Here is a 22,001-nt window from a genome sequence, read left to right on the forward strand (position 1 = left end):
ACGACCAATTGCCAATCGTCAGGTCAGTTACTTTCGCTCTCATCGTGAAATCGACTATGAACTACAATCTGTTACCGCACCACAGACCTTGGTCTGAGGTGATCTGGCTAAATCTCAGACCCTGAGTTTCCGCCCAGTGTCCAGAGTCAGATATCATCCATCGTTCGCAGACTTTGCAGCATCGGGCAGTGAACGTTACCACTATCACAATTGGCGGTAAGCTCACTCAAGGCACGCTCCAGACGTCTGAGCTCATCAATCTTGCTTCGAACGCTGGCAATATGCGCCTCGGCCAATTCTTTCACTGACCAGCAGTCTTCGGCACTTCCTTCTGACAGCTCTAAAAGCGCCTTTGCGTCTGGGAGAGGAAATCCCAGGTCGCGGCACCTCTTCAAAAATCGAAGTCTTCCCACATCGCTTGCTGAAAAGAGGCGACGATTGTTCAGAGCTCGCACAGGTCTTGGTACGATACCTTCGCGTTCGTAGTAGCGGATGGTTTCTATGCCAACCCCGGATTGCCGGGAAGCCTCACCTATCGCAATCATGTGAAGTGCCTCCACTTGATCCTGTAGTTACTACAGGAGTTATACGCTCTGAATACCGGTGCTTCAACACAATCAAATCGAGCATCTCGGGAGCAAAAGATGAAGAAATACGTGAACCTCAGCTACTTGGGATCGGTTTCAGCTCTGGGCGTCGCAACATGCTGTGTTCTTCCAATGGCCATGATGTTGTTAGGCTTGGGCGGCAGTTGGTTGGCTGTATTCGGAAAAATAGCGGCGGCAAGCTACTATGTTCTCGCCGTCTCAACAGCGCTGGCCGCGGTTTCGTGGTTCTTAGCGCATCTAAACGGGACGTAGGCAAATCTGAAATGGTGGCTTTTCGAAAGCACGGCGATTACCGCGTTGGCATGGGTCATCGTGTTCAATGAGGCTCAAATCAACGACTATCTAATCATGCAGATGTGAGACAATGACAAATCAAACTGTGGTGCTCGATAGCACTTTGACCTGCCCAAAGTGTGGGCACATTGAAACCGAAAGAATGCCAACTGACTCGTGCCAGTGGTTTTATGAATGCAAATCATGCAAGGCAGTCTTGAAACCGTTAGAAGGCGATTGCTGTGTCTTTTGTTCCTACGCAACTGTACCGTGTCCGCCAATTCAGTTGGGGGATAGCTGCTGTAGTAAGGCCACTGCCGCTAAAGGTTTCGATCCCCAATGAAAATAAATGAGCTAGACCGATTATTACCTTGGCTGCTTGGGAAAAGATTCAATCATTAAATCCGCTCAATATTCGCTTTTCAGATGCGACAAGGGTTCGTGCGGGGCTAGTGCAACGGCCCAACAAAGGTTTAAGTGGTCTTAGTCTTTCTAAAACTAAGTGTGTCAGAATTCGCCAGCACAACTTAGGTTTTTAGTTTCTACTTTGTTTCCTCAGTCCGCCCAACGAACCTTTTAAAAACTGCAAGAGTCTCTTCGCTTACATGATGCTCAATACCTTCAGCATCATGCTCTGCGACTTCCTTTGAAACACCCAAGGCGATCAGGAAATCCACGACAATTCGGTGACGCCTTCTACAAGCTTCCGCCAATTGACGCCCGGCATCGGTCAGTTGAAGTGAGCGGTAGGGAATTTGTTCTATGAAACCTTCTCGTTTCAAACGGGCCAAATTCTTCGAAACCGTAGGTTGGGTTACGCCCAACCGCTCGGCTATTTCGACCGGGCGCGCCGAGCCATTCTGATGGATCAACTCCGCAATAAGTTCAACGTAGTCTTCAACCATTTCGCTTTGGTGGGCCTGTCGCACAGCCTCAAATCCACTCGCCTGAGTGTCAATAGTACGATCTGAATCTTGCGGTGTCGTTTCAGTCATCGGCTCACGATTAGGTCGGTAATCCAGTCACTAGTGTATGCACCTGAAAGCCGAACTTGACAATGAGCATGCCTTCATCAATAAATTAGACAAGGCTAACTTTAATAGACAGAGCTATGAAATATCTAATAGCGTCCACACTTCTTTGCGCATTGCCAGTGATCGCCGATGCCACGGCGATTGAAGAATCTCCTTGGGCTCCGCGCGCTGCCGCGTATCGACTGACCTTGTTCATGGGAAATCTAACCCCGGTTCCCTGGGATGAAATTGAGAGGAGTTGGACCTCGCCCGCACCTGGCAGTGACATTCAGGTCGCTCCATTGTCACGCGTTTCCGACAAAGAGGCGCTTGCGATCAACCAAGCTATGCAAGCCGAAGATCTCCAGGCGCTGTTCGAAGCAAGCACAATTGCCATTGCTGAGGGAATCCTGCGCCATCTGGATGTCGCAAAGACCGCGTTGGGTCAGCCTGAAGCGGCACGCGAGGTTGCACAAGCGGCAGCTCTGTTCCGCGCATTCGAAGATGGTATCAAGGCTGCGGATGCGTCGGCGGCTCGCGATCTGGGCCGGGCATGGCTGGTTCTGAACTCCACCCTTGGCAGCGCAGGAGTACTGGGCAATGGTGCACAAACGGTGGATGCCGACCAATTTGCGGAGGCTCAGGCCATTGTCGCTGCCTATATTCGTGCCAACTATCTGCCATCCGAGTATGCCCAACGCGACAAGTTAACACCGCTGCCTGAAACAGTTGTGCTTTCCGGCGAACAAATCACAATGCCCGCCACGCTGCCGCCAGGGTCGAACATCGGAGATCAGGCGCAGCTGCCGCGGCTGGTTCTTCAGTTTGAAGAGGCGGGTGAGGATGAAGCCAATCTACCGCTGGTGGCCTATGGCGATATGCTGTTCGACAGCCCTGAAATCTTCGGCGGCCCGGCGCGCGAGTTAGGCATCGCCTGCTCGACCTGCCACAACCGCTCCGACGTGAACCGGGATTTCTTCATTCCCGGCCTGTCATCCCATCCGGGTGGGATGGATGTGGACGGTTCGTTCTTCAATCCAATGTTCAATGATCGGACCGATGATCACTTGGATACGCCTTCCATGCGCGGCATCCGCTTTACCGCACCTTATGGCCGCGACGGCCGCGAACCCAGCCTGCGCCGGTTCATCCGAAATGTGATTGTGACTGAATTCGCCGGAAAGGAACCAACGCCGTTCCAACTGGACGCGCTGGAAGCCTATGTCAAACAGTTCGACTTTCTTCCCAACCCAAAGATCGATCGGTCCGGTAAGCTGACCGATCTGGCGTCAGATGACGCCAAGCGCGGGGAGGTGCTATTCAACACCAAATTTGCAGGACTTGGTGACAAGTCCTGCGCTTCGTGTCACACGCCTGACCGTCAGTTCCGCGATGGTCTGACCTACGACATCGGCAGCGCGGAACCACCATTCCCCGGCGGCACGGCTACCGCGTTCGAAACCCCGACACTGCGCAACGTCAATTTCACTGCACCTTACATGCATGACGGATCGCTGCCGACGCTGGCCAGCGTTGTTGACTGGTTCAATGACACCAAAAATTTAGGGTTGGACGAAGCACAGCGCGCAGACCTGACGGCCTACGTCGAAGCTGTTGGAGACGGTGAAGAACCCTATCAAGTATTCGAGGGTCGCAACAGCGTATTCCGCTTGTCCTGGGAGGAGCTGACGACATTCGCCAGCACGCTCGATACCCTGCTGCCGATGCAGGATGCCGAAAACATAGCGGTTCTGATCGACACGGTCGCTCCTGATCTGGCCGCGGATGCCAGTGTCATGGTCAATCAGAACGCCAAGCCCGAAATCTACGAATTCGCCGCGATCCTGCGGGCGGTTGGCGATGCCAGCGCCGAAGGAAACTGGACCGAATCCACCCGCCAGTGGGAACTGTTCAAGGCCATGCAGGCCGAAATTGACGAGAGGATGTTCTGATGTTGTCGCGCCGCAATTTTCTGGTCGCAGCAGCCGCAACTGCAGCCCTGCCCGTAATGGCTGCAACTGATCAGGGGCTGAAACTGGCCTTCATCCCGCAGGAGAACCCCGAAAAGCTGTTGGGTGACATCAACGTCATCACTGGCTGGCTTTCAGAGCAGATGGGCGTTCCGGTCACGGGGTTTGTCACGTTCGACCACGCTGCTGCCGTTGAGGCGCTGCGCAACGGTGATGCCGATATCTCGTTCATGGGAGCGTTGCCCTTTGTGTTGGCCGAAGACCAGATCGGCGCCGTACCGCTATTGTCCGAGGTTTATCGCGGGCAACCCAGCTATTCGGGCCGGGTCTTCGTGCGGCGTGACAGCGGAATCGAAACGCTGGCAGATCTCCGGGGACGTGACATCGCTTTTTCCGATCCGGTCTCGGAATCCGGTTACATCTATCCCCTTGATCTGTTTGTGCGCGCCGGGCTGTTCTCGGGCACGGGCGATGCCGACAGCTTTTTCGGGCAAAAATTCTTTGCTGGCGGATATCAGCAAGCGATGCAGGCCATGGCCAATGGGCTGGTCGATGCGGCGGGTGCGAGCCAGTATGCCGATCTCTATCTGACTCCGGATCAGCAGGCCGAGGTCAAGGTGCTGGCGGAATCAGAACAAATTCCCAGCCACGCAATCATTGCCCGCCCTGATCTGGACGCCGGGCTGCAGGCGAAGTTCATTAAAACCATGCTGCGCCTCAACGAGAGTGAGAACCGTCATCTGCTGGCTTACCTCTATGGCCCGGACGGGTATCTTCCTGCTGATCCTTCGGTTTACGAAGGCGTGCGCGAGACTGCGCGGCGCTATGGGTTTCTGAAATGAACCCTATAGTTTCACTCAACGCGGTATCGCAGCACTTTGCCAGTGCGGCAGCTCTTTCAGATGTTTCGCTGTCGGTGCAGCCCGGTGAAAGCGTCGCGCTACTGGGTCCTTCGGGTGCGGGCAAATCAACGTTGCTGGCGTTGTTGGATGGTCGTTTGAGTGGATGGCAGGGCGAGGCACAGGTGCTGGGCAAGCCACTTTTGGCAACTGGGATTCCATCCCGCGAGGACCGTGCCAATACTGGCTTTGTCTTCCAGGAATTCGCCCTGGTTGATCGGCAGAGTGTTTATCAGAATGTGATGAACGGCCGGATGGGCCGGATGAATATCTGGTCCTCACTCTGGGGTCGGTTCCGGGAAGAGGACCATATGTGCGTGACACAGGCGCTTCAGGATACGGGGCTGTCCGATCTGGCAAGCCGCCGTGCCGATCAGTTGTCGGGTGGACAACGGCAGCGCGTTGCGATTGCCAGATGTCTGGCACAAGAACCCGAGTTGATCCTTGCGGATGAGCCCGTCAGCAATTTGGACCCTGCTCACGCCGAACGCATTCTGAGCCTGATCACAAGCTCTGCACGTAGCCGTGGAATCGGCGTCATTTTCAGTTCGCATCAGCCCGACCTGTCACGCCGCTTTGCTGAGCGCATCATAGGCCTGCGAGATGGCGTGGTATTGTTCGACAAACCTTCGGCTCAGTTGACCAGCGGGGACATCGATGAACTGTATCACGGTGCCGGTGTCACATCGGGGCTGCGTGTAGTCAGTTGATGGGTCGATCCGTCATTTGGGTCATGCTGGTGCTGGCGATCCTGTGGTCGCTGACCAGCGGGGATATGGGATTGGGCAAGCTGCCAGGCGCAGGGCCCCGTCTGGCAGAGTTTTTGGGGCGTATGATCCCACCTGACCTGTCCGTTTGGCGCGAGGTTCTGACCGGGCTGGCGGAGACACTGAGGATCGCCATTCTGGGAACATTGTTCGCCGTGATCCTGTCGGCGGGACTGGCCGTTTTGGCCTCTGAAACTATGGTACCAACAGCGATCTGGCGTCCCGTCCGTGCCTTGCTTGCGATTATCCGGTCGATCCCGCTGATCCTGGTCGCTATGCTAATGGTGGGCGCTGTTGGGTTGGGCCCGCTTCCCGGTATACTGGCAATCACATTTCACGCGACCGGCATGTTGGCAAAATTCTATGCAGAAGCCATCGACAATGTTGCCACCGCTCCTGTGGCGGCGCTTGAAAGCGCAGGGGCCAACAGAATTCAACAGTTGCGTTGGGCAATCTGGCCGCAGATGGCGCCTGTGATCATGCGCGATACCGTATTTCGGTTTGAGCTAAATCTGCGCGAAAGCCTGATACTGGGCATTGTCGGTGCCGGTGGCATCGGGTTGTATGTACAAACCTACGTACGGTCGTTTCAGTATGAAAAGGCTGCGACCGTGACGTTGGCAATCATCGTTTTGGTTTTATTGTCAGAGGCACTGAATACGGCCTTGCAAAAGCGCTTCAGTTGAAGCCCCGCTATGCATTTCCGTGTGTATGCGTAGCGGCCATTCGAGCCTTCAGCTTCCCATTGCGCAGGGAACGTACGCGCGCGTTCATCCAGTGACGGAATATGAAGCGATAGAGCCAACCACGAATGCTCCCGAAACTTTGCGCATGGTCAGCATAGAACGCATCCGGAGTATCAAAAACGCCAAAATCCTGCACGATGCCGGTTTTCTGAATGTATGTGTTACGACCTTCCCATTCGACCTGAGGGTCGCTCAAACAACCGGTGCCCGCCCCGTAACCGCACAGGCTTTCTGTTTCTGCAAAGTTACGCTGCAACGCCTCCAGGTATGGCTGATCCAGAATAAATCCTTCGAGGTTGACCCAACGATCGCCTACTTCAACTTCGACCCACGAATGCAAGATTTCTTCTGGCGCCAGCGGATAAATCAATTCGGGGACCACACCCCTCTGCAACTCTTTGTGGATCATAAAGCCATGCAAACGGCATCGAATACCGCTGCCGCGAAACAGTGCCATCAAAAGCGTGCTCTTGGTATTGCATTGCCCATAGTCGTTGGCGAGCACCTCTGATGCCGGGATATCGTCAGCACGGTTGTAACCAAAGGCAATCTCGTTACGCACGAAATCATAAATAGCGCCAATTCGATCCGAGATAGGCAGATCGGGCCAGCGCCGTTCCGTAATGAGTCCCAAAATTACGGGTGTTTCAAAATCAAGCAGAGGTGTGGCGGTTAACAACGGGTCTCGGTTCAGCATTTGGTCTCTCGTCGAATCAACTCAGAAAGACTTGTAATTGCTATAGTGACTATAGCTTCAAGGGGCTAATTCCAGTTCGCAACAACGCTACCCAGGGTTACGCGCCGATGTCTTCGTGATCAGTAAGACATTCGGAATGATCGCGTAGAACTTCGAGTACACGACAATCCGAAGTGTTGCCGCCACTGCATTCATGCACCATGCGCTCCAGCTCGGTTCGCAACGCTTCCAGCCGCGCCATTCTTTGCTCAATCTGTTTGAGTTGCCGGCGCGCAATACTGTCGGCTTCATGACATGGGCGATCCGGATCGTCGGACAAATCAAGCAGTTCGCGTATCGCCTCAAGCGAAAACCCCAGTTGGCGGGCGTGACGGATAAAAGCCAGGCGATCCAGTTCGGTATGGCCATAACGCCGCTGGCCACCTTCGGTGCGCCCCGGTTCCGGCATAAGTCCGATCTGCTCGTAGTAGCGGATCGTCTGAACCTTGGTTCCGGTCTTTTTTCCAAGCGTACCGATCGTCAGCATCTGGGTCTCCTTACAAAGCTACAGCTTATGTAGGCTCGGGTTGACGCCGCACAATAGCACCTTCCAGACGTTGGACCTGTGACACCCAGCCGCAGGCTCAAAATCCCCTTTGAACCTCTAGCAGGTAGAGGGTGTACATGCCGTTCTGAACCAAGAATCACAGGCGGACGGCTAACTTTGAAACTGACCGTATTTCAAAAAATCTTATGGGTACTGGCTGGTGTCGCAACGGCGGCATTTGCCTATCTGATGCTGTGGTCAGAATATAGACCTGCGCGGATTGAGGAGGGGTCTGTTCCGTTCGAAGCCAGGTTCGAACTGACAGATCACTCTGGTGTTGTCCGCACCCAGAACGACTTTGCAGGCAAGTGGATGTTGGTGTTTTTCGGTTTCACCAACTGCCCCGACGTTTGCCCTACAACACTGTCCGAGGTGGCAGCAGTGCAGGAAGGTCTGGGAAATCAATCAACCCAAGTGCAACCTATCTTCATATCCATCGACCCCGAGCGCGACACTCCGGCCGTGCTGGCCGAGTATGTGCCACTTTTCGATGCGGGGATCATTGGGCTTACAGGCACGCCGGAACAGATTGCGGAGACGTCCAAGACCTTTCCGATTTTCTACGAACGGATCGAACAAGCTACTGCACCGGACGGGTATACGATGGGGCATACCTCTCATCTGTTTCTGTTCAACAAGGACGCTGGATTCGTTCAGTCCTGGTCATATGGCACGCCTGCCGAAGAAATTCTTGCGGATCTGAAACAGAGACTCTGAGCACCATGACCCGGTTTTCCAAAGATACACTTCTTGCCCTGGCCTGGACGATTGCCCTGGTTGCGTCTCTTTCTGTTCTGTTCATTGGAGAGATCTTGGGGCAGAAGCCCTGTGTGCTTTGCTGGTTCCAGCGTGCGTTCATGTTCCCATTGGCGATCGTACTGGGGCTTGGCCTGTGGTGGCAGGACCAGAACGTGGGCCGCTACGGAATAGCACTGGCATTGGGGGGCGCTGCTGTCGCCTTGTGGCACATGGGCCTGTATGCTGGTCTAATCCCCGAAAAAATCCAACCATGCTCGGCCAGCGGTCCGTCCTGCATGGATGCAAATCAAACTGTTTTGGGCATCCCGATTCCGCTGATGGCGCTCGTTTCGTTTGCGCTGATCGGCGCTTTATGTGCTCTTTCACTCAAGGAGAAACAAGTATGAACAGACGTGGCATGATCTTGTCCGTTCTCGCGCTCGGTGGGGCCGGATTCGGGGCCGCCGCCTGGTACGTGAACCGAACGACTGCTTCAGGCAATACCGAGCCTGTCGCACCCGAAATCGCTGAAACACTTATCCGTTCTTACTCGCCTGTTCTCGGCCCTAAAGACGCACCGGTTACAATCGTCGAATTTTTCGATCCGGCTTGTGAAGCCTGCCGTGCCTTTCATCCGGTCGTGAAGGACATTATGGCACAGCATGGAGACCTCGTGCGCGTTGTGATCCGGTACACTCCTTTCCATGGCGAAGGCTCAGAGGAGGCGATCCGCGTGCTTGAAGCGGCACGCATGCAGGGGGTCTTTGAACCGGTCCTGGAAGCTGTGCTGCGAGAGCAGCCCAAATGGGCCGCGCATGGTGCGCCTGAGCCTGGTCTTATTATTCGAATTGCAGCAGCAGCGGGACTGGATGCCGAGGCAGCGCAGACACAAATGCTCGCACCCCAGACAGTCGGTGTGCTCAATCAGGATCGCGCTGATGTCGAAGCGGTCGGTATAAGGCAAACTCCGACATTCTTCGTCAATGGCAAATCTCTGGATCCGTTTGGTGAGGCTGAATTGAGACGCCTGGTCGCTGCAGAAGTAGCAGCACTGCAAAGCTGAGCAGTAGCGAGAGGTACTATGAGACTCACTGCAAAAAATACACTTCTGGCAGGTGTGCTTGCCGCATTCGGCACCACTGCCATTCTATCGGCACCTGTACTGGCAGGGGGCGGCGATGTTGTCGTTGAAGATGCCTGGTCGCGCGCTTCAATTGGCACCAACCGACCTGGCGCCGCTTACATGACGATCAGCAACACCGGCAATGAGGCCGTCACGCTGACGTCTATCCGCACCGATCTTGCGATGATGCCCGAGATCCATCAGACATCGACCAATGCAGAGGGCGTCAGTTCCATGGCACCAGCTGGCGAGCTGGAAATTGCGCCGGGTGGTTCCGTAGAGCTTGAGCCGGGCGGGCTCCACGCTATGCTCATGCGGCTGCAACGCCCTATGACCGAAGGCGAGAGTTTTGCGCTGACTCTGATCTTTGCCGATGGCACAGAAAAGACCGTCAACGTGCCGATATTTGGTATTGCTGCGCGAGGCCCCGAGAACTGATGCAGCGGCGACGCGTTCTCACATTCGGGGCTGCTGGACTCGGTGCAATCGGCCTGACACTCTTTGCCGGATGGTGGCAAGTGGATGGGCCGGGAGCGGCTCAATCTGATCGCTTTCGTCCCCTTGCGTTGTCAGACATGAACTTTCGCATGGTTGATCACGAAGGGAGCACCGTCACCCCGCAATCGCTCGTCGGACGTGCAACAATGGCGTTCTTCGGCTTTACCTACTGCCCGGATGTTTGCCCGACGACACTTTCGGATATTTCCCTCTGGCTGGATGATCTGGGCAATGACGCGGATGAATTGAACGTCGTGTTCATAACCGTAGACCCTGAAAGAGACACAGTCGAAGCTATGGCCGACTATGTCAGCTACTTTCATCCCGCTGTCCGTGGGTGGGTCGGCGTTTCGGACCAAATCGCTCAGGCCGCAGACGATTTTCGCGCCACTTATGAAAAAGTTCCAATGGAAGATGGCGACTACACAATGAACCACACTGCAAGTGTATTTCTGTTTAGCCCCACAGGCGAATTTGTCAGCACCATCGACTATCATGAGCAGAGAGAATTCGCTGTGCCCAAGATCCGTCGTGCTTTGAAAAGTGGAGCGGATAAAACATCATGAACGCACGGTTTCTAGCAACCTCGGCAATTGCGATCAGCAGCGTCTCAATTGCTTCGATCGTGTTCATTGCCTCGAACCGGTCTGAAGTGACGGCGCCTGCGCCCACGGTCTTTCCGGTGCCCAAGCTTCCTGCGGAACCGCAGATCACATCGGCTCCGTTGCTGAACGTACCATCAGCAGAACTCGCTCCAAGCCCCGTTTCGTTTCGACCTGCTCAACCGGAACCCATTCAGGCAGAGGAACCTTTGCCACCTGTTGAACCGCCTTCACGGACATGGACGCGCGAACTTGCGTTGGGTGACACGCTCGACAGTTTGCTGTCTAAAGCCGGGATCAACGCAACCGATCGGGCCGAAATCGCCCTTGCGCTTGGCGCTGAATATGATTTGCAGCGTTTGCGCCCGGGCCACTCGATAACAGTCGTTACAACCGCAGCGGATCAACCGCAGAGCGTGGAGCTTGCGGTGGAAGATGGTGTAAGAATCGAGGTGATACTTAGCGAAACGTTGTCCACGCGCGTGGTCTCGCCAGAACCCGACACCGTCATTCTGGCCCGCAAAACAGAGATCGAAACTTCGATTTCAAATGCGCTGAGTAGCGCAAAGATCCCGGTTCGCTTTGCGGTGGATCTGGCGCAGATGCTGAGCGGGACAGTGGATTTTCGGAGGGACCTGACAGGTGGTGAAGCTCTCCGTCTTCTCTGGCGCGAAAAGAGCATCGATGGCGAGAGAACAGGCCAGCCAGAACTCATTTTTGCGGCGCTGGAAGTTGATGACCAACTTTATGAAATAGCATGGCCAGATGCCGAAAATGGCCGCGCCACAATCTATGTCGATGGTGAGCTTCTTCGCGTCTTCTCGCAGCCAGTCGAGGGCGCGCGCCTGAGTTCAGTCTTTGGTCGGCGAAAACATCCGGTCTACGGAAATGTTCGGATGCATACAGGTGTCGATTTTGCTGCCGCACGTGGTACTCCGGTGCATGCGACGGCCCCGGGCCGCGTGTCTTATATTGGTTGGCGCGGGGGGTATGGGCGTGTGGTCGAAATCGCTCATGGATCGGATACGGTCACGCGATACACGCATCTTAGCGCAACCGCCGATGGTCTGACCAAAGGTCAGCGCGTGGAGGCGGGCCAGGTGGTTGGTCGTGTCGGGTCGACCGGCACCGCGACCGGCCCAAATCTTCATTATGAAGTATTGGTCGACGGGCGCCCGACAGACCCGCTTTCTGACGATCGACTTGCTGCCGCTGCGAATGACAAGGTAGAAAACGAAGCAGCGCAAAAGCGATTAAGTAGTGCACGGGCACAGCTTGAGAAGCAGCTGGGCGATCTCACTGCCAAGAAACGCGAAGTTAACTCGTGAGAGTTCTTTCAGAACGCCTTCAGACGCGCGGCTATCAGTTTGACGGTTTGAACGCCTGAAGTGAACTGCACCGCAAATGAACAAAATCAGAGGATGTAAGATGATGGCAATCGCGGGTGCCTTGGTTGGCGCCGTTTGGGGTGGGGTCCTGGCAAAGCGCCGGAATGGCAACAGCCTTGATATTCTTCAGTACGCCGCAGGATATGCCATCGTTTGTGGCCTGATTGCGTTCTTTATGTCGATCGCAGTTGTGCGTCTGATTTCCTAGGCTGATCCGATTGGTGGTTGAAATTGAAAGCGCTGCTCAGGATTGTGCTTGGGTTGGTTCTGGCAGCCCTGTTCATCGCTACTGTCTGTTTCAGCACGGCTACATATCTCATGCTGGCTTCTCTTCCGGACTATGAGGAAGATTTTAGGTTAGAGGGTTTGAAAGATTCTGTGGACGTCCTGAGGGACTCTATGGCGATCCCACATATCTCGGCTTCATCCCCGTCCGATGCCTATTTTGCACTTGGTTTCGTTCATGCGCAGGATCGATTGGGTCAGATGTTAAGGGAACGGCGGTCCGCTTCGGGCAAAGTGCCGGTTCCGCGATATCGCGATATGGATCCAGTTTTGTCCGAAATGCTGATTGCCTATGCAGCTGGCGTCAATGCCTGGATCGGGGAGGTGTCAAAAGACCGGCGTGGCCGGGGGGCACCAGAACTGTTGTTGTACGATGAAAAGACCATCATGGCCTGGCGGCCAGAGGATAGTCTCAGAATAACTCAACAATTCTTAGGCAATCTGCGGCAGGCCGAGAGTGGCGGCGCGTCAATTCCAGGCGACAGACCGAAAACACCTGGATTGCTCAAGAGCACGCCAAAAGCTCGGCTGGGTGCCTGGGCATTGACCAGTGAACGAACGGTTTCCAATTCCCCAATTCTCGCGGTCGAGACTAGCGGGCCGCTTTCGCTCCCATCAACCTGGTACATGGCTGATCTTCAATTTCCCTCGGGGGCAGTAGCAGGGGTGACTTTGCCCGGCGTTCCGTTCGTTGTTCTGGGTCGTTCAAATGACGTTGCTTGGGCCTTGGACTCAAATGCCGGGCAACCTGAATTGCAAAACGGCACATCCGAACGGGTAGATAGCGATATCTTTTTGAGAACTCTTTACCGACTGACACAGGTAGTCACCGCAAAAGACGCCGTGAAGTTGATCTCTGAAATGCCTCTGTTCGGGTTGGAGACCGTCGTTATTGACAAAGAAGACGTCATGACCTGGCCGGGCATCTCCGATGAAGATGCAATCCTGCTTCGGCAGCAACGGCTCACAGAACTTGATGCGCGCCAACGCGTTTTTTCAGTTGATGGTGTTATGGCGGTACAACAAGATACCGTTAGTTCGGCAGCGCGTAGCTTGTTGCCTCTGATGGCGGCGGACTTGTGGCGTTCTGCACCCATGATCCCCGCAACCGACGACCCGCTCAATGGAATCCGACAGGATGCCTTGAACCGCTTGGCTGAATGGAACGGTGAAATGGATCGTTTTTCACCGGAGCCATTAATATTCTGGGCATGGGCGCGTGCTTTGCAACGCCGATTTCTACAGGATGAATTTCCTGCGGCGCGTGATTTGTGGACAAATCCGAATCCATATTTTCTTGCCGCGGTTCTTTCAAATAGAGACGAGGCCGCGATGTGGTGTGACAATCGCACCTCAACTCGTGTCGAAACCTGCGACGAGTGGATCGTTCTCGCACTCGACGATGCGCTCGTCTGGATAACCGAGCGCTACGGTCCCGACCTTTCTTCGTGGAGCTGGGGAGCTGAACACATTGTGAATCTGGATTGGTCTGCGGTTAGCCCAGCCGGATTCCTCAATGGGTTGTTATCTGTGCGGGAACCGAAGTCCGGAGGACCTTATTCATTGCTCTCGTCTCCATTCGGGATGTCTGACGAAAAACCGTTTGCAACAAATATCGGCACGAATTTTCAGGCCGTCATGTCTGTTTCAGAAGACAAAGGCTTCTTTTTCCTGACACCATCCGGGCAGTCGGGACACCCGCTTTCGCGGTTCTACAAGAACTTGTTTTCTTCATGGATGCGCGGTGATTACAGGATGATGGCAATGGATCTGGCAGTAGCAGAGGGTGGGGCAGTGGGGCGATCCAAACTAACCCCCCTCATTCAGGATGAAGTTGACTGATTAAAGTGCGGCTCCGGGAAGCCAGATCAGTGTCAATGTCCCTCATCTTCAGGATGAAATGCCACACAAAGCCCAGGACTGATTGATATATCGGGCACCACGCCACAGTGATAGATTGCGGAAATCGGCTGTGGGATGCTGATTTCAATGGGCATCCCACAGCACACGCGATCTTAGGTTCCGCGCGCCTGATTACTGCCCATGCGCCAATTCAGCATTTTCACCTGGCGTTCCAACGGTTTCTGTTCCTGTTGAGTGTATGTTACCCTCCGAGGCTTTCAGAAGCCGCAAGGCGTTAGCCACGACCAGCAAGGACACTCCGACATCTGCGGCGATTGCACCCCACATTGATGCCAATCCAAAACCGGTAAGGGTCACAAACAGTGCTTTGGTCGCAAGTGAGAAGCCGATGTTCTGACGGATGATCGACATGGTTCGACGTGAATGATCGATCAGCCAGGGTACTTTGCCGATGTCATCAGTCATCAGAGCAATGTCTGCGGTCTCAATCGCCGCATCAGACCCAACTGCACCCATCGCAACTGCATAATGTGCCCGAGCCATAGCAGGCGCGTCGTTGACGCCATCGCCGATCATCGCAACCATCTCGTGCTGTTCTGCCAGTTCCTCAATCGCAGCGACTTTGTCCTCCGGCAGAAGTTGGGCCCGGACTTCGTCGATGCCGACTTCGGCTGCTACCGCTCTCGCTGTTTGTTCGTTGTCACCAGTCAGCATGATGATTGACTTCACGCCCTGCGCGTGAAGCCGGGCAACGATGTTCTTGGCTTCGGGGCGAATGCGGTCCCGCAGCTCAAGCAAACCGGTGACTCCGTTCTCATCTCCGACAACCACAAGTGTGCTTCCCGCGCTCTCGATTTGGTTGCGCAATTCGACAGGGATGGACGCGCCAAAGCCCTTCTCTACAGCGAAGCGGTCAGAGCCAAGCCAGATACCTCCGCGCTCGGTTCGGCCCTCCAGACCCCGACCGGGAACGGTCTGGATATCGTCAGCCGCCGAAACCGAAATGTCGGTCTGTTCCGCCTTGGTTAAAATGGCACGGGCCAGCGGGTGGGACGAGCGGACCTCAAGGCTGGCAGCGTTCGCCAACAGCTTCTGCTCGGATGCGTCGCCCAGCGGATAGACATTGGCGACTTCAGGCTCTCCCATGGTGATCGTGCCGGTCTTGTCCATGGCCAGTGCGGTGGTACGCCCGGGGGCTTCAATATAGGCACCGCCCTTAATCAGGACCCCGGCCCGTGCCGAAGCGGTCAAAGCCGCAACGATGGAAACCGGTGTGGAAATGACGAGTGCACAAGGGCAGGCGATAACCAGCAGAACAAGTGCATTGTAAAACCAGAAGCCCCACGATGCGCCAAATACAAGCGGTGGGATCAGGGCGATGGCCACTGCGACGACCATAACGATGGGCGTATAAATCCGCGCAAATTTTGTAACCCACTGCTCAACCGGCGCACGGCGAGCATGAGCATCACCGACCATCCGGATGATCTTGGCAAGCACGGTGTCTGACGCTGTTTTCGTCGCACGTATTTTGAGGGTGCCTTCACCATTGATTGTGCCGGCATAGACCTCATCACCCAGCTCTTTGGGAATCAGCGCGCTTTCACCTGTGATTGGAGCCTGGTCAACGGCACCAGCCCCTTCGATGACTTCCCCGTCAAGTGGAATGCGATCCCCACCCCGAACGATGAAGCTGTCGCCGACAAAGACATCCGCCGCCGGGACCGTTGCCTCAGAACCGTCAGCACGAACCAGCCGAACCGTCGGGGGGGCCAGATCAAGCAGCGCGGATACCGCGTTCCGAGCACGTCCGACACTCCAGCTTTCCAGATAAAGAGAGAGCGAGAAGAAAAATGCTACAGTTGCCGCTTCAAAAAACTCACCCAGAGCGATGGCACCAGCGACGGCAACAACCATCAGAAGGTTCATATCCGGCGAAAGTCGACGCGCCGAAGACCAGGCCTTAGGGGCCACCAGCCAGACGCCAAACAAGATCGCGACCGCGAACAAAGCTGCCTCGGGCAAAGGCATCGGAACCTCACCATGTCCCGAGAACAGCCCGAGCGCACCGCCCATGCCGGTTTCGAAAATGTGCCAGCCAAAACCCGCTGCCCAAAACCCTCCGCTAAGAGTGGTGAACCGCCGCTGACGTGCAATATGCGCCGCCTGGTCCTGGGCGGCATTTCCGTCATCCCATGGTTTGGCGGTCATACCAGTACTGGCAACCAGCATCATGACATCTTCGTCAGATAACTTGGAAGCACTTTCAAGAAGCGTCATCCGACCGTTGATCACATCAAATGCGAGATGCTCTTCACCACCAACTTTCGGGCCGATAACCCGGTTCAGGATCGCAACCTCTTCGGCGCAATCGAGGCCAGAGACCTGAAAGCTTCTGCCACCTTCGGGAATCGGACCGGCGGGGGCGATGTCGCCACACCCGCCACTACCGCATGCGTGGTGACCATGTTTGTTTTCGTGGCCATGGTCGTGGCTATGGGTATCGGATGACATGATTGGACCTCAAGAATCTCTATGGTCCTTTGTAAATAGTTCCTACAGTAACTAGAGCTTCAATACCTTTTATATTTTTTTCATCCGGGTTCTTGGCCTGCGATATTGTTAGTTCATTTCGTCTTGCGGGCCGGCCGTGTGGATGCAATCTAATTGCAGATGACGCAAAAAATTTGGAATAGATCAATGCAGAAACGGATCGCAATTACCATCACGTTAGTCTCGATTACGGCTGGTTGCTCAGCCCAGTTCACTGGGGCCAAAAGCAAAGCATTTGAACCAGGCAACGTGCCAGATTCGGTCGTAGCGCTGGCAGGGCCGGCGCAGGATTTGACCACAGCGCGCCTCCTGCCCGAAGACAATTGCTTTTGGTATGAGCACAGCGGACCCGTCGAGACGACATTGGTACCATTGCGCGCGACGAATGGCGCTCCGATCTGCATTGCGCGCGACGCCTGATCGAAATGAGGGCAGCGACGTCCATGTACGCTGCCCAATATTCATGAGCGGGCTGTGACGCTATCTTCGGCAGAGTATAGGAAAGCGGTCGAGCCGGTTTTCACGTTTGGGTAGAGGTCATTGATATGAGCCATGATCATTCGCACACATCCAGAACTTGCGCGACCGCCGATGCTTCTTGGCTCAGGCGTGCCGTGAATTCTGAGATATGTGTCTCGGTCTCCAACGTATAGATAAAGGGCACGAGAGCCGAGAGCATTATTCGGCCCGGGCTCCATTCCATTCCGGAATTCCGCGTATTCGGGGTTGCGCTCGATCATTGAAGCGGTTGGTGTCCAGTGTGGCCATTCGACCTTTCGGCGGATAACATAGGTGCCGGGCTCGTAAAGATTCCCACGCGCGATCGCTACGCCATAGCGCATTGCGGTCCCGCCTTCTTCGATATGATAGAGATAGCGCGCGACGGCATCCACATGGATGTCACCTGGAACCAAACCATCATTTGCCGCGACGCGTCTTGGTAAAAAACGGTCATGAACACCCCACGGATTTGAGGTCATTGGATCGTAATCAAATGGCGTGACCTGGCTGTCCCAATAGGTCTTTTGCGACGAGGTTGGCCATGTTTTGGCGATCAATGGACTGGCCGCAGACGCCGAGAACAGCGCTGTGGTGGATTGAATGAAATGGCGCCTTGTAAGCATAGGTCTCGTCCTGGTTCACAAGTTTAACGTATTTGGATCGCACTATCGCGAATTAATTCGAATCTTAAAGCCTCTAGCAGCTAGAGCTTCAAGAGGTTTCAGGTAACGCTGGGTTTACCCAGTTGATCACGTGACCGGTTGCGTGAATCCTGCTTCGGTCGAGTTTACATTGGAATAGGTCGCAAAGACAATTGACACAGGCGAAGCCGCCATTGTAGCGGTGATTTGTTTTCGGTTCCTGATGGCGGAAGCCAAAAGGATTAAAAGGGAATACGGTTCGGTGTTTTCAATTGCGCCAATTCCGTAACTGCCCCCGCAACTGTGAGCGGAGAGCGATGCCAAGACACCACTGGTTCGTAATGGAACCGGGAAGGTTGGCGGAGCGAGCACCCGCGAGTCAGGAGACCTGCCGTAAAGCGCCGGGCTATGCCCAGACTGAACCTGTCGGCCTTACGGTCGATTCAACCTGACAAGCCGCCGGGTGAGGCGGTAGGGAGAAAGAACATGCATATCGAACCGGGCATCGTGAATGGTGCCAAAATCGCGCTTTCCTATGTTACCGCCGCAGGTGCGGCTACTTACGCAGCGAAAGAAACGTTTTCCACATTGCGTGCGAATGGACCTGCATCTTTTGTTATGCGCTCGGTGCTCGCCACCGTTGGGGTTTTCCTTTTCTTCGAAGTCCTGCCGCATTTCCCGGTTGGTGTCTCTGAAGTCCACTTCATCCTGGGGTCGACGTTGTTTCTGATTCTCGGTGCTGCACCCGCGGCTTTTGGATTGGCAGCTGGTCTCCTGATTCAGGGTGTGTTTTTTGCCCCGTTCGATCTTCCGCAATACTTCATCAACCTGACCACTCTGCTGGTGCCGCTGTTTGCGCTACAAGCACTGGCCAGCCGCATCATCGCACCCGGCACAGCATATGTTGACCTCAAATATGGCCAAGCTCTTGCCCTAAGTGCGACGTATCAGGGAGGAGTAGTCGCATGGGTTGGGTTCTGGGCCTTCTACGGCCAGGGTTTCGGCGCAGAAACCATGGCGTCGGTTCTGTCCTTTGGCGGCGCTTATATGCTGGTAATCGTCATTGAGCCGATTGCTGATCTGGCAGTGCTTGCGGCAGCCAAGGCGATGCGCGGTTTGAACAGTACAGGTCTGGTGACTCCGCGTTTGTACAACGCTGCGAAAGCTTGACCAAAGTTTGAAGCGGTGTCCTAAACTTGGGTTGCCGCGAAACAACCAATAGTCGCAGGACCAAAATTTTATTGTGGCGCGTCTCGAGGGCGCGCCACATTGTTTTTAGCCGCTAGAAACCTGTACCCAACGATCAGGGTGATTTGGGTCCTGTATTCGTAGGAAAAGATACCTCGTTTCCTTCCACGATTTGATCCTGTTGGTGACATTGTCCAGAATCAAATCGCCTTCACTCGAGCGATAAACTAAAACTGCATGGCCACTGCGATTGGTGTCTAAGACAGTTGCAATAAGTAGCTTCGTAGGATCCAAGCCGTTCTGCATTAGTTCAAACTTCTTTTGCAAAGCGAAATCTTCGCAATCCCCTGACCCCTGCATTGGTAGCGTCCAGTATTCCTTTGTCCCGTATTGGTTTTGATCCGAAACGGCGCGGATCCTCCGATTGACGCGCAAGTTAATCGCTTTAACGATCTGTTTCTCCTGCGCTTCTGGCAGACCAGAAGTACGAGTATTCGCGCACGCCCACGAATAATCTTTGCAGAGTGATTTGGCACCCGATGGCGCCTGAACCTCTCTATCTAGTTTGATCCAGGGAAGCTCAGAAGCTTGCAATGAAGCGGCGGAGACAAGGTAGCTGCATATGATACAGGCCAACGATAGATAAACTGGTAACCGTTCCGAAAGTTTTTTCTGAGCGGAAGTAGGTTTTGTCATATCTGCTTTCCCCATGCTCGTTTCTCCTGGGTATCTGAAGCTACCGAGCCAAGAGAACTCTATTTCAATCTTTTATGTTCATCGAGGCATTACAACAGCTTATTCAATTTAAAATGCAGAGCAGCAAAGTTCGCGAGCGCGCAGTTTTAAGTCGTGATTGCATGGGTGAGCTTAATTGAGATTCTTGCAGCGGCATAGAAGAAAGCCGGCTAGTAGTCCTGGGTTAGAAACGCTTGAGGTTTGTGGCGGATTTGGATGACGCGATTCACTGATTTGTTTATGTTTTGGCATCGATCGAGTTTAAGGCCAGTGACGTTGAACAGTTTCCTGTTGAAGGTCACACTTATCTTACCCAACCGTCATAGTCGGACTACACTGTAATGAATGTTCGAAATCAGATGAAACTTCGAAGTCGGACATCTACTAAATATGACCCTTAGTATTATACTTCAATCCAAACCCACCATTTAGGACTACCGCAGGCAGTTTCGTTTGATCCGGCTTCCCTTTCGGATAATCAGAGCTGAATTGCAGTTCAGACAGCGATGCAGCTTGTCGCAGCTAATCTGCAATGTGGTGAACGCCGGGGGGAGGTGAGGCTATTCGATAAGGGTGGTGCGGCCTCGGCCCTGCCCGATAGGGTTGCCCGAGTGAGAGGGCAGTGCCCTCCCCGTGACGGTCTAGGGCGTTTGGTTTGCATAAATCCTGCTGGTCCAAGAAAGGGAAGCGACGGAGAGGATGAACGCCACCAAATTCGATTGTTACATATTGCTAAACTGCAAAAATGACAGCCGACCCAATTCTGCCGTTTAACGCGACATGTGAATGCTGCAGCGCGGCCCGTCGAACCTTCCACTCGGTGCTTGTGCGAGATCATGGATTGATTGAAGTGGCGATACGCGCACCAAAGCTGCCCTATGCAGGAGCGGCTGTTACTGACTCAGTATTCGCTCGCGGAGACAACGCTGCCATCGCGGAAGTATCGCGTGTGTCATTAGAGCCGTCATTCAAAGCACCTTGTTTACTTACGTTTGAAACAGCCCGTTCGCCACAGCCAAGTGCGATAACCGTAATAGCGCACCCGTTTCTCCAATTCCAGGAGCCCGACCACTTGAAGGGCCGGCAGCTGTGGTGAATTGGCGATGACGGTGCTGCGTCATGGTGCGTCAGGTTGATCATTCTCTGCAGCCGCGGAATCATGGCATGCTCGATCTCAAGCTTTGCGGTCGTGCAGAACCTGATCTCAAATTAGTCAACGACCGATCTGAGCCACTGTGTTTTGCACTGCATAGTATCGTTGAGCATTGGGAGGATGCGTCCCTAGAAAACGATCACCAGGATCAGGGACTTGTACGAAATAGAGCGCACCTTTGAGTGGATCATAGCCTGCTTTGTAAGTTATCTCCGTGCCTAGCCGATCAGCTTCCAATTCGAAGTCCTTCGAATAGCTGCGACCACCAATAAAGGCTCCAAGGTCTTGTGCTGCGGCGATGTCATTTGGTCCAGTCCCGGCGATTGTTGCTAGACCAGCAAAAATAATCGCACCAGCTGCCGCATTTTGAGCACGGCGTGCCAAATGCCCTTGGATATGGTGGGCAGCTTCGTGTGACATAACAAATGAAAGTTCATCGGTGTTGTTCACATCTTTTATCAAGGCTTGCGTCATTGTTATTACCGGGCGCCCCGACTTGCTCAAACTCTGATACGCGTTAGAGGGTGCTTGCTTGTTAGGATGTATTCGGATCAGAAAATCGCAATTCGCACCTTTTGTACGGCGGCGGCATTCTCGCTCTGCCACGGGCTCAACTCGAGAGGCGACTTGACGGAATCTTACTTGTGCCTGCTGTGAATTGACTGGGGTGCTTACGCGACTTGATATTGGGACGGGTGCAGAGGGGGGAGGCACGGATGACACGCATCCCGCCAGCATCAAAATAACTAGTACCAATACAGTTCGCTTCATAAATACAACCTTCCAATGAACGAGAATACCGAAATAGAGATCGTAATCTTCGATACACTTACATCCAAATCCGAGAATAGTTTCTCTGTGGATTGTTATTCAATAACACTGGAGATTGTCCGTAGGCGCATCCTGATTCAGCTGGCGCCAAAACGGGAAGCACCGCAAATGCCTTTGAATCGGAGGACCAATTGATCCGCGACCCTGTAACTAATGACGTGAACCGCATTGAACGACACATCTCCCCCTATTCCCACTGTGAAACGGCTTGAATTCTATCTGCTTCGCGGTGAAGGGATTTCTGCGAGCGCACGCGCAGTTCTTTGGACGCTTCCAGTATGGGCTTACTGTCGACGTCCCAAAAAGTCGCATTGGCGGCAAGTCTCAACCTAAAGCGTAAGTT

At 54.2% G+C, this 22,001-nt stretch carries 24 protein-coding genes and 1 riboswitch; of the genes, 16 read left to right on the forward strand and 8 right to left on the reverse strand.

Going from position 1 to position 22,001, the window contains the following annotated elements; all coding sequences use genetic code 11:
* Positions 1-146 precede the first annotated feature (146 nt).
* On the reverse strand, positions 147-545 hold the full coding sequence (locus ACR0L9_RS00635; RefSeq protein WP_170392759.1) for a MerR family transcriptional regulator: 399 nt from the start codon (positions 543-545) through the stop codon (positions 147-149).
* Between the two features lie 99 nt (positions 546-644).
* Here ACR0L9_RS00635 and ACR0L9_RS00640 point away from each other — a divergent pair, with 99 nt between their 5' ends.
* Both ACR0L9_RS00640 and ACR0L9_RS00645 read left to right on the forward strand, forming a co-directional pair.
* Positions 645-860 (forward strand): hypothetical protein, encoded by a 216-nt coding sequence (locus tag ACR0L9_RS00640; RefSeq protein WP_480894320.1) that lies wholly within the window; start codon positions 645-647, stop codon positions 858-860.
* A gap of 112 nt (positions 861-972) precedes the next feature.
* Positions 973-1,224 (forward strand): GDCCVxC domain-containing (seleno)protein, encoded by a 252-nt coding sequence (locus ACR0L9_RS00645; RefSeq protein WP_480503660.1) that lies wholly within the window; start codon positions 973-975, stop codon positions 1,222-1,224.
* 199 nt (positions 1,225-1,423) lie between these two features.
* On the opposite strand, the gene mntR is transcribed toward ACR0L9_RS00645, so the two are convergent.
* Positions 1,424-1,876, reverse strand: a complete 453-nt coding sequence (gene mntR, locus ACR0L9_RS00650) for a manganese-binding transcriptional regulator MntR (RefSeq protein ID WP_170392758.1) — start codon at positions 1,874-1,876, stop codon at positions 1,424-1,426.
* 116 nt (positions 1,877-1,992) lie between these two features.
* On the opposite strand from mntR, the gene ACR0L9_RS00655 reads away from it, so the two are divergent.
* From ACR0L9_RS00655 to phnE, 4 genes are read left to right on the forward strand one after another with little or no spacing between them, the layout of a single operon-like run.
* Positions 1,993-3,846, forward strand: a complete 1,854-nt coding sequence (locus ACR0L9_RS00655; RefSeq protein ID WP_480894322.1) for a cytochrome c peroxidase — start codon at positions 1,993-1,995, stop codon at positions 3,844-3,846.
* Positions 3,846-4,706, forward strand: coding sequence for a phosphate/phosphite/phosphonate ABC transporter substrate-binding protein (locus ACR0L9_RS00660; protein WP_480894324.1), 861 nt, complete (start codon positions 3,846-3,848; stop codon positions 4,704-4,706). The genes ACR0L9_RS00655 and ACR0L9_RS00660 overlap by 1 nt, the downstream gene beginning before the upstream one ends.
* The gene (locus ACR0L9_RS00665; RefSeq protein WP_480894326.1) at positions 4,703-5,473 is read left to right on the forward strand and encodes a phosphonate ABC transporter ATP-binding protein; all 771 of its coding nucleotides are present in this window, start codon (positions 4,703-4,705) and stop codon (positions 5,471-5,473) included. Before ACR0L9_RS00660 ends, ACR0L9_RS00665 begins: the two co-directional genes overlap by 4 nt.
* Positions 5,473-6,216, forward strand: a complete 744-nt coding sequence (gene phnE, locus ACR0L9_RS00670) for a phosphonate ABC transporter, permease protein PhnE (protein WP_480894328.1) — start codon at positions 5,473-5,475, stop codon at positions 6,214-6,216. Before ACR0L9_RS00665 ends, phnE begins: the two co-directional genes overlap by 1 nt.
* Positions 6,217-6,223: 7 nt before the next feature.
* Here phnE and ACR0L9_RS00675 read toward each other — a convergent pair whose 3' ends face one another.
* Positions 6,224-6,973 (reverse strand): transglutaminase-like domain-containing protein, encoded by a 750-nt coding sequence (locus tag ACR0L9_RS00675; protein WP_480894330.1) that lies wholly within the window; start codon positions 6,971-6,973, stop codon positions 6,224-6,226.
* 97 nt (positions 6,974-7,070) lie between these two features.
* The gene (locus ACR0L9_RS00680) at positions 7,071-7,499 is read right to left on the reverse strand and encodes a MerR family transcriptional regulator (RefSeq protein ID WP_170392752.1); all 429 of its coding nucleotides are present in this window, start codon (positions 7,497-7,499) and stop codon (positions 7,071-7,073) included.
* Between the two features lie 177 nt (positions 7,500-7,676).
* Between ACR0L9_RS00680 and ACR0L9_RS00685 the strand changes: the two genes are divergently transcribed.
* The 8 genes from ACR0L9_RS00685 (at position 7,677) to ACR0L9_RS00720 (ending at position 14,035) form a co-directional block, all read left to right on the forward strand.
* A complete protein-coding gene (locus tag ACR0L9_RS00685; RefSeq protein WP_480763719.1) occupies positions 7,677-8,276 on the forward strand; it encodes an SCO family protein in 600 nt (199 codons plus the stop codon).
* Between the two features lie 5 nt (positions 8,277-8,281).
* A complete protein-coding gene (locus tag ACR0L9_RS00690) occupies positions 8,282-8,704 on the forward strand; it encodes a disulfide bond formation protein B (RefSeq protein ID WP_480894332.1) in 423 nt (140 codons plus the stop codon).
* Positions 8,701-9,360, forward strand: a complete 660-nt coding sequence (locus tag ACR0L9_RS00695) for a DsbA family protein (protein ID WP_480894333.1) — start codon at positions 8,701-8,703, stop codon at positions 9,358-9,360. The genes ACR0L9_RS00690 and ACR0L9_RS00695 overlap by 4 nt, the downstream gene beginning before the upstream one ends.
* A gap of 18 nt (positions 9,361-9,378) precedes the next feature.
* Positions 9,379-9,858, forward strand: a complete 480-nt coding sequence (locus ACR0L9_RS00700) for a copper chaperone PCu(A)C (protein WP_480894334.1) — start codon at positions 9,379-9,381, stop codon at positions 9,856-9,858.
* Positions 9,858-10,484, forward strand: coding sequence for an SCO family protein (locus ACR0L9_RS00705; RefSeq protein ID WP_480894336.1), 627 nt, complete (start codon positions 9,858-9,860; stop codon positions 10,482-10,484). The genes ACR0L9_RS00700 and ACR0L9_RS00705 overlap by 1 nt, the downstream gene beginning before the upstream one ends.
* Positions 10,481-11,848 carry a peptidoglycan DD-metalloendopeptidase family protein gene (locus ACR0L9_RS00710; RefSeq protein WP_480894338.1) on the forward strand — a complete coding sequence of 456 codons (1,368 nt, stop codon included), beginning with the start codon at positions 10,481-10,483 and terminating at the stop codon, positions 11,846-11,848. The genes ACR0L9_RS00705 and ACR0L9_RS00710 overlap by 4 nt, the downstream gene beginning before the upstream one ends.
* A 76-nt stretch (positions 11,849-11,924) precedes the next feature.
* Positions 11,925-12,116 carry a hypothetical protein gene (locus ACR0L9_RS00715; protein WP_170818853.1) on the forward strand — a complete coding sequence of 64 codons (192 nt, stop codon included), beginning with the start codon at positions 11,925-11,927 and terminating at the stop codon, positions 12,114-12,116.
* 23 nt (positions 12,117-12,139) lie between these two features.
* Positions 12,140-14,035: a penicillin acylase family protein gene (locus ACR0L9_RS00720; protein ID WP_480894340.1), complete on the forward strand. Its 1,896-nt coding sequence runs from the start codon at positions 12,140-12,142 to the stop codon at positions 14,033-14,035.
* A 192-nt stretch (positions 14,036-14,227) separates the two neighbouring features.
* On the opposite strand, the gene ACR0L9_RS00725 is transcribed toward ACR0L9_RS00720, so the two are convergent.
* The gene (locus ACR0L9_RS00725) at positions 14,228-16,570 is read right to left on the reverse strand and encodes a heavy metal translocating P-type ATPase (protein WP_480894342.1); all 2,343 of its coding nucleotides are present in this window, start codon (positions 16,568-16,570) and stop codon (positions 14,228-14,230) included.
* A gap of 186 nt (positions 16,571-16,756) precedes the next feature.
* On the opposite strand from ACR0L9_RS00725, the gene ACR0L9_RS00730 reads away from it, so the two are divergent.
* Positions 16,757-17,029 (forward strand): hypothetical protein, encoded by a 273-nt coding sequence (locus ACR0L9_RS00730; protein ID WP_170424852.1) that lies wholly within the window; start codon positions 16,757-16,759, stop codon positions 17,027-17,029.
* Between the two features lie 41 nt (positions 17,030-17,070).
* Here the strand turns inward: ACR0L9_RS00730 and ACR0L9_RS00735 are convergent, their stop codons facing one another.
* Complete coding sequence (locus ACR0L9_RS00735) at positions 17,071-17,733, reverse strand: L,D-transpeptidase (RefSeq protein WP_480894344.1); 663 nt, start codon at positions 17,731-17,733, stop codon at positions 17,071-17,073.
* 215 nt (positions 17,734-17,948) lie between these two features.
* Positions 17,949-18,161: riboswitch (cobalamin riboswitch) on the forward strand.
* A 76-nt stretch (positions 18,162-18,237) separates the two neighbouring features.
* On the opposite strand from ACR0L9_RS00735, the gene ACR0L9_RS00740 reads away from it, so the two are divergent.
* On the forward strand, positions 18,238-18,921 hold the full coding sequence (locus ACR0L9_RS00740) for an energy-coupling factor ABC transporter permease (protein WP_480894346.1): 684 nt from the start codon (positions 18,238-18,240) through the stop codon (positions 18,919-18,921).
* A gap of 105 nt (positions 18,922-19,026) precedes the next feature.
* On the opposite strand, the gene ACR0L9_RS00745 is transcribed toward ACR0L9_RS00740, so the two are convergent.
* Together ACR0L9_RS00745 and ACR0L9_RS00750 are read right to left on the reverse strand one after the other, a co-directional pair.
* The gene (locus ACR0L9_RS00745) at positions 19,027-19,650 is read right to left on the reverse strand and encodes a transglutaminase-like cysteine peptidase (protein ID WP_255611833.1); all 624 of its coding nucleotides are present in this window, start codon (positions 19,648-19,650) and stop codon (positions 19,027-19,029) included.
* Between the two features lie 1,237 nt (positions 19,651-20,887).
* A complete protein-coding gene (locus ACR0L9_RS00750) occupies positions 20,888-21,598 on the reverse strand; it encodes a M48 family metalloprotease (RefSeq protein ID WP_480894348.1) in 711 nt (236 codons plus the stop codon).
* Between the last annotated feature and the right edge of the window lie 403 nt (positions 21,599-22,001).

It is taken from the genome of Ruegeria sp. I3 (assembly GCF_056532525.1).

Bases quoted from the DNA above. Each gene is read 5' to 3' on its own strand.
- ACR0L9_RS00680 (WP_170392752.1), bottom strand. From the start codon at position 7,499: ATGCTGACGATCGGTACGCTTGGAAAAAAGACCGGAACCAAGGTTCAG.
- ACR0L9_RS00715 (WP_170818853.1), top strand. From the start codon at position 11,925: ATGAACAAAATCAGAGGATGTAAGATGATGGCAATCGCGGGTGCCTTG.
- ACR0L9_RS00660 (WP_480894324.1), top strand. From the start codon at position 3,846: ATGTTGTCGCGCCGCAATTTTCTGGTCGCAGCAGCCGCAACTGCAGCC.
- ACR0L9_RS00690 (WP_480894332.1), top strand. From the start codon at position 8,282: ATGACCCGGTTTTCCAAAGATACACTTCTTGCCCTGGCCTGGACGATT.
- ACR0L9_RS00695 (WP_480894333.1), top strand. From the start codon at position 8,701: ATGAACAGACGTGGCATGATCTTGTCCGTTCTCGCGCTCGGTGGGGCC.
- ACR0L9_RS00655 (WP_480894322.1), top strand. From the start codon at position 1,993: ATGAAATATCTAATAGCGTCCACACTTCTTTGCGCATTGCCAGTGATC.
- phnE (WP_480894328.1), top strand. From the start codon at position 5,473: ATGGGTCGATCCGTCATTTGGGTCATGCTGGTGCTGGCGATCCTGTGG.
- ACR0L9_RS00740 (WP_480894346.1), top strand. From the start codon at position 18,238: ATGCATATCGAACCGGGCATCGTGAATGGTGCCAAAATCGCGCTTTCC.
- ACR0L9_RS00675 (WP_480894330.1), bottom strand. From the start codon at position 6,973: ATGCTGAACCGAGACCCGTTGTTAACCGCCACACCTCTGCTTGATTTT.
- ACR0L9_RS00730 (WP_170424852.1), top strand. From the start codon at position 16,757: ATGCAGAAACGGATCGCAATTACCATCACGTTAGTCTCGATTACGGCT.
- mntR (WP_170392758.1), bottom strand. From the start codon at position 1,876: ATGACTGAAACGACACCGCAAGATTCAGATCGTACTATTGACACTCAG.
- ACR0L9_RS00710 (WP_480894338.1), top strand. From the start codon at position 10,481: ATGAACGCACGGTTTCTAGCAACCTCGGCAATTGCGATCAGCAGCGTC.
- ACR0L9_RS00635 (WP_170392759.1), bottom strand. From the start codon at position 545: ATGATTGCGATAGGTGAGGCTTCCCGGCAATCCGGGGTTGGCATAGAA.
- ACR0L9_RS00640 (WP_480894320.1), top strand. From the start codon at position 645: ATGAAGAAATACGTGAACCTCAGCTACTTGGGATCGGTTTCAGCTCTG.
- ACR0L9_RS00725 (WP_480894342.1), bottom strand. From the start codon at position 16,570: ATGTCATCCGATACCCATAGCCACGACCATGGCCACGAAAACAAACAT.
- ACR0L9_RS00750 (WP_480894348.1), bottom strand. From the start codon at position 21,598: ATGAAGCGAACTGTATTGGTACTAGTTATTTTGATGCTGGCGGGATGC.
- ACR0L9_RS00745 (WP_255611833.1), bottom strand. From the start codon at position 19,650: ATGGGGAAAGCAGATATGACAAAACCTACTTCCGCTCAGAAAAAACTT.
- ACR0L9_RS00700 (WP_480894334.1), top strand. From the start codon at position 9,379: ATGAGACTCACTGCAAAAAATACACTTCTGGCAGGTGTGCTTGCCGCA.
- ACR0L9_RS00645 (WP_480503660.1), top strand. From the start codon at position 973: ATGACAAATCAAACTGTGGTGCTCGATAGCACTTTGACCTGCCCAAAG.
- ACR0L9_RS00665 (WP_480894326.1), top strand. From the start codon at position 4,703: ATGAACCCTATAGTTTCACTCAACGCGGTATCGCAGCACTTTGCCAGT.
- ACR0L9_RS00705 (WP_480894336.1), top strand. From the start codon at position 9,858: ATGCAGCGGCGACGCGTTCTCACATTCGGGGCTGCTGGACTCGGTGCA.
- ACR0L9_RS00735 (WP_480894344.1), bottom strand. From the start codon at position 17,733: ATGCTTACAAGGCGCCATTTCATTCAATCCACCACAGCGCTGTTCTCG.